General features: G+C 63.0%; 14 protein-coding genes and 1 tRNA gene. 2 read left to right on the top strand and 13 right to left on the bottom strand.

Features of this window, described 5'->3' with window-relative positions; all coding sequences use genetic code 11:
• Nucleotides 1-58: 58 nt before the first annotated feature.
• Nucleotides 59-1,468: a glutamate--tRNA ligase gene (gene gltX / locus KFO72_RS10360; protein WP_054934438.1), complete on the bottom strand. Its 1,410-nt coding sequence runs from the start codon at nt 1,466-1,468 to the stop codon at nt 59-61.
• A 433-nt stretch (nt 1,469-1,901) separates the two neighbouring features.
• Between gltX and KFO72_RS10355 the strand changes: the two genes are divergently transcribed.
• A complete protein-coding gene (locus KFO72_RS10355) occupies nt 1,902-2,852 on the top strand; it encodes a patatin-like phospholipase family protein (RefSeq protein ID WP_062915243.1) in 951 nt (316 codons plus the stop codon).
• A 100-nt stretch (nt 2,853-2,952) separates the two neighbouring features.
• Here KFO72_RS10355 and KFO72_RS10350 read toward each other — a convergent pair whose 3' ends face one another.
• From KFO72_RS10350 to KFO72_RS10330, 5 genes are all read right to left on the bottom strand, one after another.
• A complete protein-coding gene (locus KFO72_RS10350; protein WP_054934437.1) occupies nt 2,953-3,624 on the bottom strand; it encodes a C40 family peptidase in 672 nt (223 codons plus the stop codon).
• A gap of 162 nt (nt 3,625-3,786) precedes the next feature.
• On the bottom strand, nt 3,787-5,406 hold the full coding sequence (locus tag KFO72_RS10345; RefSeq protein WP_225031992.1) for an ABC transporter ATP-binding protein: 1,620 nt from the start codon (nt 5,404-5,406) through the stop codon (nt 3,787-3,789).
• Complete coding sequence (locus KFO72_RS10340; RefSeq protein WP_007580495.1) at nt 5,403-6,506, bottom strand: ABC transporter permease; 1,104 nt, start codon at nt 6,504-6,506, stop codon at nt 5,403-5,405. The genes KFO72_RS10345 and KFO72_RS10340 overlap by 4 nt, the downstream gene beginning before the upstream one ends.
• Before the next feature lies 1 nt (nt 6,507).
• On the bottom strand, nt 6,508-7,548 hold the full coding sequence (locus KFO72_RS10335; protein ID WP_007580494.1) for a microcin C ABC transporter permease YejB: 1,041 nt from the start codon (nt 7,546-7,548) through the stop codon (nt 6,508-6,510).
• Between the two features lie 50 nt (nt 7,549-7,598).
• Complete coding sequence (locus KFO72_RS10330) at nt 7,599-9,533, bottom strand: extracellular solute-binding protein (RefSeq protein WP_225031991.1); 1,935 nt, start codon at nt 9,531-9,533, stop codon at nt 7,599-7,601.
• Nucleotides 9,534-9,642: 109 nt separating this feature from the next.
• Between KFO72_RS10330 and fabI the strand changes: the two genes are divergently transcribed.
• The gene (gene fabI / locus KFO72_RS10325) at nt 9,643-10,434 is read left to right on the top strand and encodes an enoyl-ACP reductase FabI (RefSeq protein ID WP_035990752.1); all 792 of its coding nucleotides are present in this window, start codon (nt 9,643-9,645) and stop codon (nt 10,432-10,434) included.
• Nucleotides 10,435-10,537: 103 nt separating this feature from the next.
• Here the strand turns inward: fabI and KFO72_RS10320 are convergent, their stop codons facing one another.
• The 7 genes from KFO72_RS10320 to cysS all read right to left on the bottom strand — a co-directional run bounded on the left by KFO72_RS10320 (nt 10,538) and on the right by cysS (nt 18,462).
• Complete coding sequence (locus tag KFO72_RS10320) at nt 10,538-10,897, bottom strand: hypothetical protein (protein WP_054934435.1); 360 nt, start codon at nt 10,895-10,897, stop codon at nt 10,538-10,540.
• 452 nt (nt 10,898-11,349) lie between these two features.
• A tRNA-Ser gene (locus tag KFO72_RS10315) sits at nt 11,350-11,443 on the bottom strand.
• Between the two features lie 208 nt (nt 11,444-11,651).
• On the bottom strand, nt 11,652-12,902 hold the full coding sequence (locus KFO72_RS10310; RefSeq protein WP_054934434.1) for an aspartate kinase: 1,251 nt from the start codon (nt 12,900-12,902) through the stop codon (nt 11,652-11,654).
• 486 nt (nt 12,903-13,388) lie between these two features.
• Nucleotides 13,389-14,807 (bottom strand): tRNA lysidine(34) synthetase TilS, encoded by a 1,419-nt coding sequence (gene tilS / locus KFO72_RS10305; RefSeq protein WP_225031990.1) that lies wholly within the window; start codon nt 14,805-14,807, stop codon nt 13,389-13,391.
• A 52-nt stretch (nt 14,808-14,859) separates the two neighbouring features.
• Nucleotides 14,860-15,831 carry an acetyl-CoA carboxylase carboxyltransferase subunit alpha gene (locus KFO72_RS10300; RefSeq protein ID WP_054934431.1) on the bottom strand — a complete coding sequence of 324 codons (972 nt, stop codon included), beginning with the start codon at nt 15,829-15,831 and terminating at the stop codon, nt 14,860-14,862.
• 136 nt (nt 15,832-15,967) lie between these two features.
• Nucleotides 15,968-17,017, bottom strand: a complete 1,050-nt coding sequence (locus KFO72_RS10295; protein WP_224100945.1) for a DNA-3-methyladenine glycosylase family protein — start codon at nt 17,015-17,017, stop codon at nt 15,968-15,970.
• A gap of 47 nt (nt 17,018-17,064) precedes the next feature.
• Nucleotides 17,065-18,462, bottom strand: a complete 1,398-nt coding sequence (gene cysS, locus KFO72_RS10290; protein WP_054934429.1) for a cysteine--tRNA ligase — start codon at nt 18,460-18,462, stop codon at nt 17,065-17,067.
• Nucleotides 18,463-18,620: the final 158 nt, after the last annotated feature.

The raw sequence follows: 18,620 nt of genomic DNA, 5'->3' as shown, positions 1-18,620 counted from the left end.
TTTCTACAATTTTTTTGCGAGGCCGCGCAACGATCTCCGGCGGCCCCGCTTCGCCTGTTCAGGCAAGCGCCTTTTCGATGCGGCTCACGACCACGTCGCGACCGAACAGCATCAGCACGCTATCGATGGACGGCGTATGCGTCGTGCCTGCCACCAGCAGACGCACGGGCATCGCGAGCTGCGGCATCTTCAGTTTGTGCGCGCCGAGCGTCGCCTTCAACGAGGCGGCGATACCCTCCTTCGTCCACTCGCAGGTCTTCAATGCCGTAGCGAGATCCGCGAGCGCGGGACGCACGACGTCCGTCACATGCTGTGCGAGCGCGTCGGCATCAGGATTCGGTTCGCGATAAAACATCGCGGCGTTGTCCACGATCTCCTTCACCGTCGACGCGCGATCCTTCATCAGCCCGATCACCGCCGCCAGATCCGCGCCCTTCGCGAGCGTCGCTTCGTCGATGCCGAGCGCCGCGAAGAACGGCTTGCTCAGATCGGCGAGACGCGCGTTGTCCGCTTCCTTGATGTAGTGGTTGTTCAGCCAGTTGAGCTTGGCGTGGTCGTACTGAGCCGGCGACTTACCGAGGTGCTCGAGATCGAACCATTCGATCAGTTGCTCCCGCGAAAAAATCTCCGCGTCGCCATGCGACCAGCCCAGACGCGCGAGATAGTTCAACACGGCCTCTGGCAGATAGCCCGCGTCGCGGTAGCCCATCACGCTCATCGCGCCATGCCGTTTGCTCATCTTCTCGCCCTGCTCGTTCAGCACGGTCGGCAGGTGCGCGTAGACAGGCGGCTCGGCGCCGAGCGCACGCAGGATATTGATCTGGCGCGGCGTGTTGTTCACGTGGTCGTCACCGCGAATCACGTGCGTGATCTTCATGTCGAGATCGTCGACGACCACGCAGAAGTTATAGGTCGGCGTGCCGTCCGGACGCGCGATCACGAGATCGTCGAGTTCTTCGTTCGAGATTTCGACGCGGCCCTTCACGGCATCGTCCCACGCGACCACACCCGTCAGCGGATTACGAAAACGCAGCACGGGTTCCACGCCGGCGGGCGGCTCGGGCAGCACTTTCCCCGGCTCTGGACGCCACGTGCCGTCATAGCGTGGCTTTTCGCCCGCGGCACGCTGACGCTCGCGCAACGCGTCGAGTTCTTCCGTCGACATGTAGCAGGGATACACGAGCCCCTGCTCCTGCATCTGCTTGAGCACCTCGCGATAACGGTCCATGCGCTGCATCTGGTAGAACGGACCTTCGTCGTAGTCGAGGCCGAGCCATTGCATGCCTTCGAGAATCGCGTCGACGGATTGCTCGGTCGAGCGCTCGACGTCGGTATCCTCGATACGCAGCACGAACACGCCCTTCGTTTTGCGCGCAAACGCCCACGGATACAGCGCAGAGCGAATGTTGCCGAGGTGAATGAAGCCGGTGGGGCTCGGTGCGAAGCGGGTGCGAACGGGAGTGGTCATGTGCGGTAACTCGGAGGCAGACGCCTGCGCCGGCGAACATCGAAGCCAGGCGCGGCAACGGAAACGGATCGCGCCCGGCAACGGTGACAACGCCTGCCGACGGCGCGAACGCGATTGAAAAGAGAGACGAATTATACCCGTCGAATACTGACAACATCGGTTTGCAGGCGCGTCCGGCAGCGCGCCGGAAGGCATAAGCCGAAACATCGGACCGAGGATGCCGTCAGCACACGAGACTGACCACTGCACATGTAGACGGTTTCCTCGACGGATTGTCGCCGCGCGTCTGCTTTGCATTATGATGTGCGCGCGCTGCCTGCCTGCTCCCGCCGGCTCCGTGTAGCGCGCCAAGGATCGCCGCCGGCGATCGCTTTTGCATGACCCGCGGCACGACACTTCCGCCTGGACGTCGGCGCCGTCGCTGGAGAATTCGTTGAAACCGTCATCGCCACGCTTGTCCCGCCGCACGTTCTCGATTGCCGCGGCCTCCGCTGTTCTCTCCGCCTGCGCGTCGACGGGCAGCAAGCCCGACACGGTCACGCCCACGCCCAGCACCGCGTCTGTCCCGCCGACGCCGACCGTCAAGCCAGAACGGCCGCTGCGCATCGGGCTCGCGCTCGGCGGCGGCGCGGCGCGCGGCTTTGCGCATATCGGCGTGATCAAGGCACTCGAGGCGCGCAACATCCGGATCGATCTGGTGTGCGGGACGAGCGCCGGGTCGGTGGTCGGCGCGCTGTATGCGTCGGGCCTGAACGGTTTCGCGCTCAACAAGCTCGCGCTGACGATGGACGAAGCGTCGATCAGCGACTGGGCGATGCCGTTTCGCACACGCGGCTTTCTGCAAGGCGTCGCGCTACAGAACTATCTGAACAAGACGCTCGACAATCGGCCGATCGAAAAGATGGCGAAGCCGCTCGGCGTCGTCGCGACGGATCTGAAAACGGGCCAGCCGATTCTTTTTCAGCGCGGCAACACGGGCATCGCGGTGCGCGCGTCGTCGAGCGTGCCGTCGGTGTTCGAGCCGGTGAAAATCGGCGGGCACGAATATGTCGACGGCGGTCTCGTCAGCCCGGTGCCGGCGTCGTTCGCGCGCAAGATGGGCGCGGACTTCGTGATCGCCGTCGATATTTCCGCGCGGCCCGAAACGGCGCTCACCGAAAGCTCGTTCGACGTGCTGATGCAGACGTTCACCATCATGGGTCAGACGATCAAGGCATATGAGCTCGACAAATACGCCGATGTCGTGATCCGTCCGAATCTGAACGCGATGAGCGGCACCGACTTCGGACAGCGCAATGCGGCGATTCTGGCGGGCGAGGAAGCCGCCGCCCGTATCGCGCCGGAACTGCTGCGCAAGCTGGCGGCGGCGCGCGCGACCGCCTGAGCGGCGGCGGCCTCATACGCGAAAACGGGCGCGGCAAAACAAAAGGCCCGCTTCAGATGAAGCGGGCCCTTCTTTTGAAACCAGTCAACCGACGATCGTCTTAGTTGCTGCCACCGATCGTCGCGCTCACGCGTTGGCGCAGCTCCTGCTGCTGCGGCACCGTCGATTCGATACGACGCGCGCCCGTGAAGCGCTTTTCCCAGTAACCGTCATCCATGTCGTCGACGCGGATCGTGCTGCCCGTAGAAGGCGAATGCACGAACTTGTTGTCGCCGATGTAAATGCCGACGTGCGAGAACGTACGGCGCATCGTGTTGAAGAACACGAGGTCGCCCGGCTTCAGGTCGGAAACCCGAACCTTCTCGCCGACCCGGCTCATTTCTTCCGCGCGGCGCGGCAGTGCCATGCCAAGCGTGTCCTGGAACACGTAGCGCACGAAGCCACTGCAATCGAGGCCGGAATCCGGCGTGTCGCCACCCCAGCGGTAACGCACGCCGATCATGTTGAGGGCGCCGACCACCACATCACCCGCCTTGCCGGCCATGCCGGACAAAAACGAACGAGCGCCGCTCTCGGAACTCGAGGCAGCGCTTTGCGTGCTTTGTGTGGTGGAGGACACGGAACTCGACCCGGAAGAGGTCGAGAATGAGGCATTCTGGTTAAAGCTGCTTACTTCATCGGCGAAAGCGCCGGGAGCTGCGGCCATCAGTACGCCAATGAACATCCCGGCGACGACGCGCGTGCAAGCCTGGGTTAGGTTTTGGTGCTGCATTGGTCTGGTGGTTGGTCTTGGTTAGGGCTTGGGGTGCGGCGGTAGTTTTTGCCTGAAAATCAACAGGCTAGGAAAAAAGTTTGGTCGATACTAGCCAGTAAGTATTCCAATGTCAAAACAAATAGAAAAAAACAATGACTCGTCGCACCCAATTGGTGAATGTCAAGTCGTCAAGGCCGCTTTCAACAGCTTACGTGTGTAAGGGTGACTCGGTTCCGCAAAGATCCGCTCGACCTCGCCCGTCTCCACGATCGCCCCGTTCTGCATCACCGCGACGCGATGCGCCATGGCGCCAATCACGGCCAGATCGTGGCTGATGAACACGAACCCCAGGTTGTATTTGCGTTGCAAACCCGCGAGCAACTTCAAAACCTGTTGCTGGATCGAGACGTCCAGCGCGCTCGTCGGCTCGTCGAGAATCAGGATGCGCGGCTCCAGCACCAGCGCACGCGCAATCGCAATGCGCTGCCGCTGTCCGCCGGAGAATTCGTGCGGATACCGCTGCAGCGCCGTCCGGTCGATGCCCACTTCGCGCAGCACGCCGATCACCTTGTCGCGCAGCGCGTCGGCATTCAGCTGCGGGCGATGCAGCGCGAGCCCTTCGCCGACGATCCGTTCGATCGTCTGCCGGGGTGAAAGTGAACTAAAAGGGTCCTGAAAGACGACCTGCATATTCGAGCGCAGCGTCGTCTGCTCGCGCCCCCGATAGCTGCCGAGCGCCCTGCCCTGAAAATCGATTGCGCCGTGTGAGGTTCTTTGCAGGCCGAGCAGCGCCATCGCAAGCGTCGATTTTCCCGAGCCCGACTCGCCGACGATACCCAGGGTTTCGCCCTGCCGCACCGACACCGTCGCGTCGTTTACCGCACGAAAGCGCCCCGACTGGAACCAGCCGGCGATGCCCGGCAGTTTCGTCCTGAAATCGACGCACACGTCGCGCGCGTCGAGCAGCACGGGGGCGATCGGCAGCACGGGCACGACGGTGCGCTCCGGGCGGCTGCGCAACAGCCGCTCAGTGTACGGATGCTGCGGCGATGCGAACAGGGTGTCGACCGGCCCGCTCTCGACGAGCACGCCCTTCTCCATCACCGCGACGCGTTGCGCGAAGTGGCGCACGAGGTTCAGGTCGTGCGTGATCAGCAGCACGGCCATGCCGCGCTTTTCGGCTTCCTCGCGCTGCAGTTCGAGCAGCAGTTCGACGATCTGCGCACGGATCGTCACGTCGAGTGCCGTAGTCGGCTCGTCGGCGAGCAGCAGGCGCGGACGGCACGCGAGCGCCATCGCGATCATCGCGCGTTGGCGCTGGCCGCCCGACAACTGGTGCGGATAGCTGTTCACGCGCTTGCCCGGCTCCGTGATGCCCGTGCGGTCGAGCAGCGCCACGGCGCGCTTGCGCGCCTCATTGGCGCTGACGCCGTCGTGCAGCACGATGGTTTCCGCGATCTGGTCGCCGACCGTGTAGAGCGGATTGAGCGCCGTCATCGGCTCCTGAAAGATCATCGCGATATCGGAGCCGCGCATTCCGCGCATTTCGCGCTCGCTCTTCGCGAGCAGATCTTCACCGTCGAAGCGCACCACGCCGCTCGTCTGCGCATCGTTCAACAGACGGAGGATAGACAGCGCCGTCACGCTCTTTCCGGAGCCCGACTCGCCGACCAGCGCGACGCGCTCGCCGCGGCCGATCGTGAGCGACACATCGTCGACGGCCACCGTGTCGCCGAAGGTCACGCGCAGATGTTCGAGTTCGAGCAGCGGTCCGTCGTGTTTCGTCGCGCCTGGCCTCACTGGTTGCCTCCCGCCTTCATCGCATCGGAGATACGCGTGTCGAGCGCGTTGCGCAGCGCGTCGCCCATGAACGTCAACAACAGCAGCGTGACGACCAGCACGCCGAACGTCCACATCGAGATCCACCATGCATCGAGGTTCGCCTTGCCTTGCGCGAGCAGTTCGCCGAGGCTGGGCGTCGGCGGCGGCACGCCGAGACCGAGAAAATCGAGGCTTGTCAGCGCGAGGATCGCGCCGCTCATGCGAAACGGCAGGAACGTGATGACGGGCGTCAGACTGTTGGGCAGTACATGCCGCCAGATGATCTGCCAGTTCGACAGGCCCATGGCACGTGCGGCGCGCACGTAGTCCTGTTGCCGGTTGCGCAGAAACTCGGCGCGCACGTAGTCGGCAAGGCCGATCCAGCCGAACAGCGACAACAGCACGATCAGCAGGATGAAGCCCGGCTCGAAGATCGACGCGAAGATGATCAGCAGATACAGCTCCGGCATCGCACTCCAGATTTCGATCAGACGCTGCCCGAAGATGTCCGTCTTGCCGCCGAAGTAACCCTGCACGGCGCCCGCCAGCACGCCGAGCACCGTGCCGATAAAAGTCAGCACCAGCGCGAACTCCACCGACACGCGAAAGCCGTACACGAGACGCGCGAACAGATCGCGGCCCCGGTCGTCGGTGCCGAGCCAGTTGTCGCGCGAAGGCGGCGCCGGATTCGGCCGCTTCGAAAAATAGTTGAGCGTGTCGTAGTAGTAGCGGTTCAGCGGATAGATCGCGAAGTTGCCCGGCGCGTCGATGCGCTGCTTGACGTACGGATCGAGATAGTCGGCGGGCGTCGGGAAGTCGCCGCCGAAGGTCGTCTCCGCGTAGTCCTTCACGAGCGGGAAATAGTAGTGGCCGTCGTAGCGCACGACGACCGGCTTGTCGTTCGACCACAGCGGCGCGGCAAGGCTCGCCGCGAAGGCGACGACGAACACGATCAGACTCCAGTAGCCAAGCCGCTGCTGCCGGAAACGCAGCCACACCCGGCGTGCCGGCGACGGCGACACGAACGCGCGCACCGGCTGCGCGCGCGATACTTCGGCATCTGTACGAACGCGGCTCAAATCAGCGCTCCAGTTGTTCGAATTGAATGCGTGGGTCGACCCACACATAGCAGAGATCGGAGACGAGCTTGGTCGCGAGTCCGATCAATGTGAAGAGATAGAGCGTGCCGAGCACGACGGGATAATCGCGCCGCACGACCGACTCGTACGACAGCAGCCCGAGGCCGTCGAGCGAGAACAGCGTTTCGATCAGCAGGCTGCCCGTGAAGAACGCGCCGATGAACGCGGCCGGAAAACCGACGATCAACGGCAGCAGCGCGTTGCGGAACACGTGCTTCCATAGCACGCGCCGCTCGGACAGCCCTTTCGCGCGCGCGGTCAACACATACTGCTTGCGGATTTCGTCGAGGAACGCGTTCTTGGTGAGCATCGTGACGACGGCAAAACTGCCGACCACGGAAGCCACGATCGGCAACGTGATGTGCCACAGGTAATCGAGAATCTTGCCGAACAAGCTCAGCTGATCCCAGTTGTCGGACGTGAGATTGCGCAGCGGAAACAGTTGCAGGAACGAGCCGCCGCCGAACAGCACGAGCAGCAGCACGCCGAGCACGAAGCCGGGAATCGCATAGCCGATCAGCACGACGAGGCTCGTCGCGACGTCGAAGCGCGAGCCGTTGCGCACCGCCTTCGCGATGCCGAGCGGCACCGATATCAGATACGTGAGGAAGAACGTCCACAACCCGATGCTGATCGATACGGGCAACTTCGACACGATCAGCGACCACACGCTTTGATGCCGGAAATAGCTTTGCCCAAGATCGAAGTGAGAGAAGCGCTTGAGCATCAGCCAGTAGCGTTCGAGCGGCGGTTTGTCGAAGCCATACAGTGCCTTGAGTTGTGCGATCTGCTGCGCGTCGACACCGCTATGGGCGCGCAGGCCGAATGGCGTGCCGCCTTCGGCGGTACTGCGCCGCAACTCGTGCACCGCCTGCTCGACGGGCCCGCCCGGCACGAACTGGATCACGACGAAAGTCAGCGTGAGGACGCCGATCAACGTCGGGATCATCAATAGCAGACGTTTGAGGATGTAGCTCCACATGGCGGCCGTCCAGAATCAGAAGTACATGTTGGGGTACGCGGTCAGCGCGCTCATTGCGGCGTGGCGAACCACCACATCGAGGTGATCCATCCCTCCGCCGAATAGTACAGCGGCAAGGTCGACGGCCACGCCATGCCGCGCTTGAACGCCACGCGATGCGTCGCGCTGTACCAGTGCGGGACCATGTAGTAACCATTGATCAGCACGCGATCGAGCGCGTGCGTGGCATCGACGAGTTGTTCGCGGGTTTGCGCGCCGACCAGCGCGCGCAGGATCGCGTCGACGGCGGGCGATTTCAACCCGATCAGATTGCCCGAGCCCGGTTCGCCCGCAGCCTTGCTGCCGAACCGGTCGATCATGTCCGCGCCCGGCACTTGCACGTCGGGAAAACGGATGGTCGTGACGTCGAAATCGAACGCGTCGAGGCGCTTCTGGTACACCGCGAAGTCCGCCGTACGCGTGCGCGCATCGATACCGAGCTTCTTCAGATTGCGGATGTAGGTGGCGTAGACCGGGTCGAACGTAGACGACGAGCCCGAGTCGTCGAGTATCTCGAACACGAACGGCTCGCCCTTCGCGTTGCGCAACGCGCCGTCGCGATACGTCCAGCCGGCCTGCGCGAGCAGCGCGCGCGCTTCGAGCAGATTCGCGCGCAACGAACCGGGCGGGTCCGTGTCGGGTTGTTTCGGCGGCACGCCGAACACGCCCGGCTCGAGCTGCACGCGCCATGGTTCGAGCAGTTTCAGTTCGCCCGGCGACGGCAGACCTTTAGCTTGCAGATCCGTATTGACGAAGTAGCTGTCGATCCGCCTGTACTGGCTGTAAAACAGTTGCCGGTTGAGCCACTGGAAGTCGAGCGCGAGATCGAGCGCCTTGCGCACGCGCACGTCCGAGAAAAGCGGCCGGCGCTGGTTCAGGATGAAGCCCTGCATCCCCGTGCCGTTATGTTGCGGAAACTCGCGCTTGATCAGTTCGCCGCTGTCGAATCTCTTGCCCACGTCGCGGCGCACCCAGTTACGCGCGACGTACTCGACGAGCGCATCGTATTCGCCCGCCTTGAACGCTTCGAGGCGCGCCGTCGTATCCGAGTAGAGCTTGTAGTTGATGCGCTCGAAGTTATACATGCCGACGCGCACGGGCAGCTTGTCGCCCCAGTACTTCGGGTCGCGCTTATACGTGATCGTGCGGCCGTTGTCGTAGCTCTCGATCAGATACGGCCCGCTGCCGATCGGCTTTTCGAACGCGAGCTGATCGAACGCCGTGCGGCGGCCGTCCGGCTTCATGCCCCACTTGCGCGAGAACACGGGCATGCCGCCCGCGAGCAGCGGCAACTCGCGATCGTGCTGCTTGAATTCGAAGCGCACCGTCGCCGGATCGACGATCACGACGCGCGCGATCTCTGCGAAATACGCGGCGAATTGCGGCGCGGCCTGCGGGCTCTTCAACGTATCGAACGAGAACTTCACGTCTTCGGCCGTGACAGGATCGCCGTTCGAAAAACGCGCGCGCGGATTGATGTGGAAAGTCGTGGACAGGCCGTCCGGCGCGACGGCGATGTCGTCTGCCAGCAGGCCGTAGGCGGACGCGACTTCGTCGGCGCTGCCCGTCGTCAGGCTCTCGAACAGCAGGCCTATGCCGGGCGCCGCGCTGCCGCGCATCGTGAACGGATTGAACTTGTCGAAGCTGGTCGAGCGGTCGGGATTCGCGAGTACCAGCGTGCCGCCGCGCGGGGCGTCGGGATTGACGTAGTCGAAGTGCTTGAAGCCGGGCGGATACTTCGGATTGCCGTACTGCGCGATCGCATACGCTGCCTGCGCATGCTGCGCCGTCACGGACGACAAGGCGAGCAGCGAGGCGACACACGCGGCGAGCACGGCGCGCGGCGTCGCATCGCAACGGATACGCGGGAGGGAATGCAACAGCGGACGAATCAGAGTGCGCCATCTCCGGCGTGGCGCTTCAACCCGTCGCGTGCCTGCGGTCATAGGTGCCTTGTTGGTCGGTGGGCAGTTGCAATGTGAGAGAATTCTACCCAAAATCCCGCGCGTTCCCGCACTCTGTCATCGCGGCGCACTGACCTCATTAGGAGAATCCATGGGCATCCTCGCTGGTAAACGAATCTTGCTGACGGGCCTGCTGTCGAACCGTTCGATCGCGTACGGTATCGCGCAGGCCTGCAAGCGCGAAGGCGCAGAACTCGCGTTCACGTATGTCGGCGACCGCTTCAAGGATCGCATCACCGAATTCGCGAACGAATTCGGCAGCAATCTGATCTTCCCGTGCGACGTCGCCGACGATGCGCAAATCGACGCGCTGTTCACGTCGCTGAAAACACACTGGGACAGCCTCGACGGCCTCGTTCATTCGATCGGCTTCGCGCCGCGCGAAGCGATCGCCGGCGATTTCCTCGACGGCATGACGCGCGAAAACTTCCGCATCGCGCACGACATCTCCGCCTACAGCTTCCCCGCTCTCGCGAAGGCTGCGCTGCCCATGCTGTCGAACGACGCGGCGCTGCTCACGCTGTCGTACCTCGGCGCAGAAAAAGCCATCCCGAACTACAACACGATGGGTCTCGCGAAGGCATCGCTCGAAGCGAGCGTGCGTTATCTCGCCGTGTCGCTGGGCGGCAAGGGCATTCGTGTGAACGGCATTTCGGCAGGCCCGATCAAGACGCTCGCGGCAAGCGGCATCAAGGGCTTCGGCAAGATTCTGGATTTCGTCGAGGGCAATGCGCCGCTCAAGCGCAATGTCACGATCGAACAGGTCGGCAATGCAGCCGCATTCCTGATGTCGGACCTCGCTGCCGGCGTGACGGCTGAGATCATGCACGTCGATAGCGGCTTCAGCGCCGTGGTCGGCGGGATGGCCGCCGTCGCCGAGTAAGCACGCGCGCTGATGCGCGTGCACGCGTCGTTGCGCGTGCAACCAGAAAAAAAACCGCCCCTTGGGGCGGTTTTTTGTTGGGCGCATGCGACCCAGTGCGGGATCAATGCCAGCCGTTGTGACGGCCGTTGTCCCAGTGGTCGTGACCATGGCCACGATCGTAGCCGCCGTGATGACGATAGTAGTCGTCGCGGCCCCAGTAGCGGCGGCCATCCCAGTAACGATCGCCGTGCCAGCCGATCACGATGGCAGGTCCAGCCACGACGGGCACGGGCTGATACGGCTGATACACGACGGGCGGCGGCGGGGGCGGCGGAGGCGCATACACAGGCGCCGGCGCGACGTAGACGGGAGCGGGAATACCGATGTTGACACCGACGTTCAGTCCCCCAGCCATCGCCGCACTCGACGCGCTAATCGCGAGCACGCCAGCGATCAACGGGATAAGACGCGTGGACTTCATGGTTTCACCTTTCTTTGCGGGAGTTGTGTTTATCGACTGCTTGATTCGAATATAACAAAGCGACGCTTAACGCGTATTTCAACTTTGTAATAACTGATGCATAACTTCGCGTCGCAAGGCGCTTCGTAACGTACTGTTACATGCGATGGTATTTGGTGATATGCCCAGCGCTTGCACTGTTGCGTGCACGCACATTTCGCGCGATCTTGCCGGTTTCTTTGCGATTTGCAAACGGCAGACAGTTCGTTTGGTTATCCCAAACAAAAAGACATCCCACGTAAATCGCGTGAATGGCGCATTCATCGCGAACGCAATTCACCAATACCGATGTTTACGGGCAATGGAATGAAAAGTTGAGCCTGAACGGAGAAAATCACGCAGGCAAATGAAACAGGCGCGCAAAAAACAAAACCCCGCAGAGCCGCAGCTCTACGGGGTTCCACCGCCATTTCTGGCGGAGACGGAGGGATTCGAACCCTCGATCCAGGTTTTGGCCCAGATGCTCCCTTAGCAGGGGAGTGCCTTCGACCTCTCGGCCACGTCTCCCAAACTTTCGCTTGCGCCAGGGAGGCAGCGCAACGAAGCCAAGATAATAGCGGGTTCGAAGGCCCAGGTCAATTTTTACTTCACACTTTTTGTGCCTGAAACGTCATTTCGATGACATCTCAAAGACCCGGCGCAACAACACCCGCTTCACCTTCACCAACCTTCACACACATGCCCTTCGCCGCAGCGAACGGACATGTCGTGCACATCACGCCTGGTCGAGTTCGAATGCCTTATGCAGCGCGCGCACGGCGAGCTCCATGTACTTCTCGTCGATCAGCACCGAGATCTTGATTTCCGACGTCGAGATCATCTGAATGTTGATGCCCTCTTCCGACAACGTGCGGAACATCTTGCTTGCGATGCCCACGTGCGAACGCATGCCGACGCCGACCACCGACACCTTCGACACCTTCGGATCGCCAAGCACCTGCTCCGCACTCACGTGACCCTTCACCTGGTTCGTGAGGATCTCCATGGCGCGCTGATAATCGCCGCGACCGACCGTGAACGTGAACGCCGTTTTGCCTTCGACGCTCTGGTTCTGGATGATCATGTCGACATCGATATTCGCATCGGCAACCGGGCCGAGGATCTGATATGCGATGCCCGGCTTGTCGGGCACACCCATCACGGCGATACGGGCTTCGTCACGCTGAAACGCGATTCCCGAGATGACTGCTTTTTCCATGGTTTCGTCTTCTTCAAAAGTAATCAGGGTGCCCGACTTCATTTCTTCGTCGAGCGACATCAGCGGATCGGTCAGGCTGGACAGCACGCGCGTCTTCACCTGATATTTGCCGGCGAATTCCACCGAGCGGATCTGCAGCACCTTCGAACCGAGGCTGGCCATTTCCAGCATTTCCTCGAACGTCACGCGATCCAGACGGCGCGCTTCTTCGACCACGCGCGGGTCCGTCGTGTACACGCCGTCAACGTCCGTATAGATCAGGCATTCGTCCGCTTTCAGCGCCGCGGCAACCGCGACGGCCGACGTGTCCGAGCCGCCACGGCCGAGTGTCGTGATGTGGCCTTCGGGGTCGATGCCCTGGAAGCCCGTGATGACGACGACCTTGCCTTCGTCGAGATCGCGCAGCACGCGTTCGCCGTCGATGTCGCTGATACGCGCTTTCGTGAATGCGCTATCCGTTTTGACGGGCACTTGCCAGCCGGTATAGCTGACGGCATCGACGCCTGCGTCATGCAGCGCGATGGACAGCAGGCCGACGCTGACCTGTTCGCCCGTCGACGCGATCATGTCGAGTTCGCGCGGGCTGGGCTGGGGCGAAATCTCTTTCGCGAGACCCAGCAGGCGGTTCGTTTCGCCGGACATCGCCGAAGGCACGACGACCATCTTGTGGCCTGCCTTGTGCCATTTCGCGACGCGCTTCGCGACGTTCTTGATGCGCTCGACCGAGCCCATCGATGTGCCGCCGTATTTGTGTACGATGAGTGCCATTGTCGTTCTGAACTGAAGGGAAACTGATACGCCAACCGGCGCGCGCCGGGCGCGCTGGAGACGGCCGCACATGAAAGCACAGGGCACAACGTTCGGGAACGACGGCGCAGTGTGGCGGCGCAGATGCAGCGTGCGTAGGGTACGCGCGGATTTGCCGGGTTTGCTTTTTCCGGCCCTGCCGAAACCTGCCGGTAAACAGGGCTGACGGACGCTAACGGGGTGGCTAACGGCTTGGAGCGCGCCCCGGACGTCCGCGTAAGAACAGCCAGGTAACACGACAAAAAGCGAGTCGGGCAAACAAGTTACCCTACCTGATCGGCAATAAAAAGACAAGCCGCAATCCGGGCAAAGGCCGTTGCAAATGCTTGTCGTAGAAGGATTTGCGGCGATTGTTGCGCGCGCATGACAATGTCCGTCCGGCCGGTCGGGCGTCGGCCGCGGGCGACGCGAAGGTCCGTCAAACGGAATGCGCGCCTAACGCGAGCGTTACGCGAGCGTCAGATCCTCGCGCCAGTCGATCCGGATGTAACGCGCGCCCGCAGGCTGAGCCGGGTCGAAGCGCGCGGCGCGGTTGACGCCGATCAGCGGCACGAACAGCAGTGCATCACCGGCGAAAAGCAACGGCACGTCGCGCTTCCACGACGGCACGCCGCGCTCCTGAAACAGATTCTTCAACGTGCGGCTCGGGCCGTTCGCGACGCAGCGCAGCCGTTCGCCGCCGCGGCGCGAGCGCGCAATGAGCGGCGCGCGTGTGAGCGCATCGGCGGGAATCGCGTCGGGCGAATCGGCGCTCGCATCGCCGAACACAAACGTGCCGCGCCACTGCGGCAAACGCCACACGCTTTGCCCTTGCCATACGAGAACGCTTTCGGCGCGTTCGACGAGTGCCGTTTCGTCGGCGGGATCGGCGCTGTCGCCCGCTTCCCAATAGACCTGCCCGCGATAGCTGCGCAATGCCTGGCCGGCGTGATCGACTCGCAAGCTGTGTGCATCGCCGATCGCGCGCAACTGCCGCAGCGCATCCGTCAGACGCGCAGTCGATGCAGCGGGCAAGCCGAGCATGCGCATCCAGTAACGCAGCAGATTCGCCGCGCGATCGTCGTCGAGCGCGAGCAGCGCGTCGCGCGACAATGCGCCCTCTTCTTCGCCACGAGCCGTTTGCAGATCGATGCGCGCAAGCTCGTCGAGCAGGCGCTGCGCCGAAGCCGCGTGCGCCGCCGTGCGGGCGAGCGCATCGCGGAAGCCCGGAAAATGGACGGCGAGCGACGGCAGCACATCGTGACGCAGCGCGTTTCGCGCGTAGCGCGTGTCGGTGTTCGACTCGTCGTCGATCCAGCGCAGATCGCGCGCGTGTGCGTATTGCTCCAGTTGCGCGCGCAGCAGATGCAGCAGCGGACGCACCCTTGGAACGGACGCGCGGGACGGCAGATATTCCGGCGCCATCGCCGCCAGCCCCGCAAGCCCTGCTCCGCGCAGCAGTTGCAGCAGCACGGTCTCCGCCTGATCGTCGGCATGCTGCGCGAGCCACAGCGTGCGCACGTCATGCTGCGCGCAAAGCGCATCGAGCGCACGATAGCGCGCGTCGCGCGCCGTGGCTTCGAGGCTCAGACCGCTCGCGCGTGATACGTCGACATGAAGCGACGCAAACTCGACACTGCGTTCGCGCGCAAACGCGTCGCAATGGGCAAGCCATGCGTCGGCATTGGCGCTCAGACCGTGATGAACATGAAACGCGAGGCAGCGCGACGCACCAGCGACACGCACTGCGGCGTCGAGCAGCACCGTCGAATCGACGCCGCCGCTAAACGCAATCGCGATGCGCGCATCGTCGGGCAAGGCAGCAAACGCAACGCCGACCGCATCGAGAACGAGGCGGTCGGCGGGCGTGTCAGCGGAGGGAGTCACGGTGTGACGGCGCTTGCGGTACGCAAGGCGCCTTCGAAAGAGAACGCAAGGCTTACGCGCCCGGCGTCGTTTCCTTGAACTTGCCGTAGGCCATCAGGCGTTCAAAGCGGCGTTGACGCAGATCGTTCGTGCTCATGCCCTGGAACTGGCGCAGCGAATCGGCGAGCGCGCGGCGCAGCAACGCCGCCATGCCCTTCGGATCGCGATGCGCGCCGCCGAGCGGCTCATTCACGATCTTGTCGATCAGGTTCAGCGCCTTCAGCCGATGTGCAGTCAAGCCCAGCGCTTCCGCCGCTTCCGGCGCTTTCGCGGCGCTCTTCCACAGAATCGACGCGCAGCCTTCCGGCGAGATCACCGAGTACGTCGAGAACTGCAGCATCAGCACGCTATCCGCGACGGCGACGGCCAATGCGCCGCCCGAACCGCCTTCGCCGATGATCGTCGAGATGATGGGCGTCTTCAATTCGGCCATCACATACAGATTGCGGCCGATCGCTTCGGACTGGCCGCGTTCTTCCGCGCCGATGCCGGGATACGCGCCCGGCGTGTCGATGAACGTGAAGAGCGGCAGGCCGAACTTCTCGGCGAGACGCATCAGACGTTCAGCCTTGCGATAGCCTTCGGGGCGCGGCATGCCGAAATTGCGCAGCGCGCGCTCTTTCGTGTCGCGGCCCTTCTGATGACCGATCACCATGCACGGCTGGCCGTTGAAACGCGCGAGGCCGCCGACGATCGACAGGTCGTCCGCATACGAGCGGTCGCCATGCAGTTCGTGGAAATCGGTGAACAGTTCGTTGATGTAGTCCTGCGTGTACGGACGCTGCGGATGACGCGCAATCTGCGAAACCTGCCATGGCGTCAGGTTGGTATACAGATCTTTCGTGAGCTGCTGGCTTTTCTTCGACAGCCGCTCGATCTCTTCCGAAATATCGACGGCCGAATCGTCCTGCACGAAGCGCAATTCTTCGATTTTCGCTTCGAGCTCCGCGATCGGCTGCTCGAAATCCAGAAAGGTGGTCTTCATTGGTTTTTAATCCTTCGACTTACCGGCAGCGCGTATTCTAACCGCGCGCGCCCATGTCAAAACCGTCTCGAATCTATCAATTTTACCAAATCGATAGATTCCGACGGTTTTTGCCTTCTTGCTTCAATGCTTCGCTTCAGCCGCCGGCCGGCGCGGGATCGAGGCTGCGCCACATGTACCAGGTCGCGACGGTGCGCCACGGCTCCCAGTTCGCGGCGACTTCACGCGCTTCGCTGCGCGTCACCGGCTCACCGCTGAAATAGTTCTGGCTGATCGCGTGGATCAGATTCGGGTCGTCGAGCGGCAGCACGTCCGGACGCGACAGATCGAAAATCAGGAACATTTCGGCCGTCCAGCGGCTGATGCCGCGAATCTGCGTCAGTTCGGCGATCACGTCCTCGTCTTCCATCGACGTCCACTTGCCGACGTGCAATGCACCCGAGACGAAGTGATGCGCGAGATCGAGAATGTACTCGGCCTTGCGCTTCGAGACGCCGCAGCTCATCAGATTGTCCTGGCCGAGCTTGATGATCTGTTGCGGCACGAGCTTCGGACAGGCGGCAACGATGCGCTGCCACATCGACTGCGCGGACGCGACGGAAATCTGCTGGCCGATCACCGAGCGCGCGAGCGTGACGAACGGATCGGCGCGGCTCGACAGATGCACGGGGCCGAACTTCGGGATCAGCTTCTTCAGAATGCGGTCGCGCTTGACGAGATCGGCACAGGCCTTGTCCCAATACGCCGGACGCGTGACGACGGACGACTGCGGGTCGCCCTGCACAGCCTGTTCGCTTTCCGCCGACGGCACGGCCGCGCGCAGCTTGCGCACCGTTTCGCCCTCGCGGGTTTCGTGCGCGAGATCCTGCAGATCGCCTGCGAGTTCCGCTGGCAGCGAGCCGTTGCCCTTCGCGTGCGCGGCCCGCGCGCGCGACGGCTTCACAGCGGTTGCTTCGGGCAGGTCCGCGCCGTTGGGCAGGTGTCGGGACGACGCCTGCTTTGCCAGCGCGCCGTGCGAACCCGTCGTCTTGCGCGGGCCATGCAAACCCGCCTTGGCGCCTTTCGCCGACGCCGATTTCACCGCCACCTTCGCTGCGCCGCTTCGCGCCCGTACTACCTTTACCTTAGCTGCCGCGTTTGATTGAGACGTGGCCCGTTTAGCCGGCGTCTTCGTGGCCGTTGCCATCCTGCCTCCTGCCTGGCGAGTCGATCAGTGGGAAGTGCGAGGTGCGCTCAAACGCGCCGCCACTCGGTCAACCCGCCCGGTTTGTCTTCGAGCGCAACACCGGCATCCAGCAATTCCTTGCGGATCCGGTCTGCCTCGGCGTAGTCCTTTGCCTGCTTTGCGGCGACGCGCGCGGCGATCTTCGATTCGATCGCTGCGACATCGAGCGCACCCTCGCTTTCGCTGCCCGCCGCCTGCTGCAAATAGGCGCGCGGTTCGCGCCTGAGCAATCCGAGCACCAGCGCCAGACCGTGCAACTGACGGGCCAGCGCGGCATCACGCGTGCGGTTCACTTCGCTCGCCAGCTCGAACAGCACCGACACGGCAACAGGCGTATTGAAGTCGTCGTTCATCGCCGCGCGAAAACGCTGCGCGTGCGCTTCGTTCCAGTCGATCTCGCCCGCTTCCGGCGGCGTGTCCTTCAGCGCGGTATACAGACGCGCAAGCGCGCTGCGCGCGTCGTCGAGATGCGTGTCGCTGTAGTTCAGCGGCGAGCGGTAATGCGCGCGCGCAATGAAGAACCGCACGACTTCGGCATCGTACTTCGCGAGCACCTCGCGGATCGTGAAGAAGTTGCCGAGCGACTTCGACATCTTCTCATTGTCGATCTGCACGTAGCCGTTGTGCATCCAGTAATTGACGAAGGTTTGATGTGTCGCGCCTTCACTTTGCGCGATTTCGTTTTCGTGGTGCGGAAACTGCAGGTCCTGGCCGCCGCCATGAATGTCGAAATGTTCGCCGAGCAGCGTGCAGCCCATCGCCGAGCACTCGATGTGCCAGCCGGGACGGCCGCGCCCGTACTTCGAATCCCAACCGGTGTCGGCGGGCTCGTCGGGCTTCGACTGCTTCCACAGCACGAAGTCGAGCGGGTCCTGCTTCGCGTCGTTGGCGGCGACGCGCTCGCCCGCGCGCAGGTCCTCGAGCGACTTGCCCGACAGCGCGCCATAGTTCGCGAACTTGCGCACCGCGTAGTTCACGTCGCCGTCCGCGGCCTGATACGCGTAGCCGTTCTGCTCGAGCTTCTCGATCATGCCGAGCATCTGCGGAATGAAGTCCGTCGCGCGCGGCTCGAGATCGGGCCGCTCGATACCGAGCGCGTCCGCATCCTCGTGCAGCGCCGCGATGAAGCGGTCCGTCAGCGCGCGGATCGACTCGCCGTTCTCGACTGCGCGACGAATGATCTTGTCCTCGATGTCGGTGATATTGCGCACGTAGGTGACCTTGTAGCCGAGCGTGCGCAGCCAGCGCTGCACGATGTCGAATACGACCATCACCCGCGCATGGCCCACGTGACAGTAGTCGTACACCGTCATCCCGCAGACATACATACGCACTTCGCCTTCATGAAGCGGCACGAAATTTTGCTTGTCACGCGCGAGCGTGTTGTAAATGCGCAGAGATTCCATAGAGACGATGCGTGGGCCGAAAGAAATCCGCTTGGTCTTCGTTCATACCGCGCCCGAAGCAATCATGCAACTGCATGCTGTACGAACACGGGCGGTGCGGCATGACTGACAGCCGTCGCGCAACGGCGCGGGATCAGGCTGACGTCAAGGCGGAGACG

It is taken from the genome of Paraburkholderia sp. XV (genome assembly GCF_020177535.1).
GTDB lineage: Bacteria > Pseudomonadota > Gammaproteobacteria > Burkholderiales > Burkholderiaceae > Paraburkholderia > Paraburkholderia caribensis.
The sequence above is the reverse complement of the archived record's forward strand: the minus strand, read 5'-3'. Positions and strand labels throughout refer to the sequence as shown.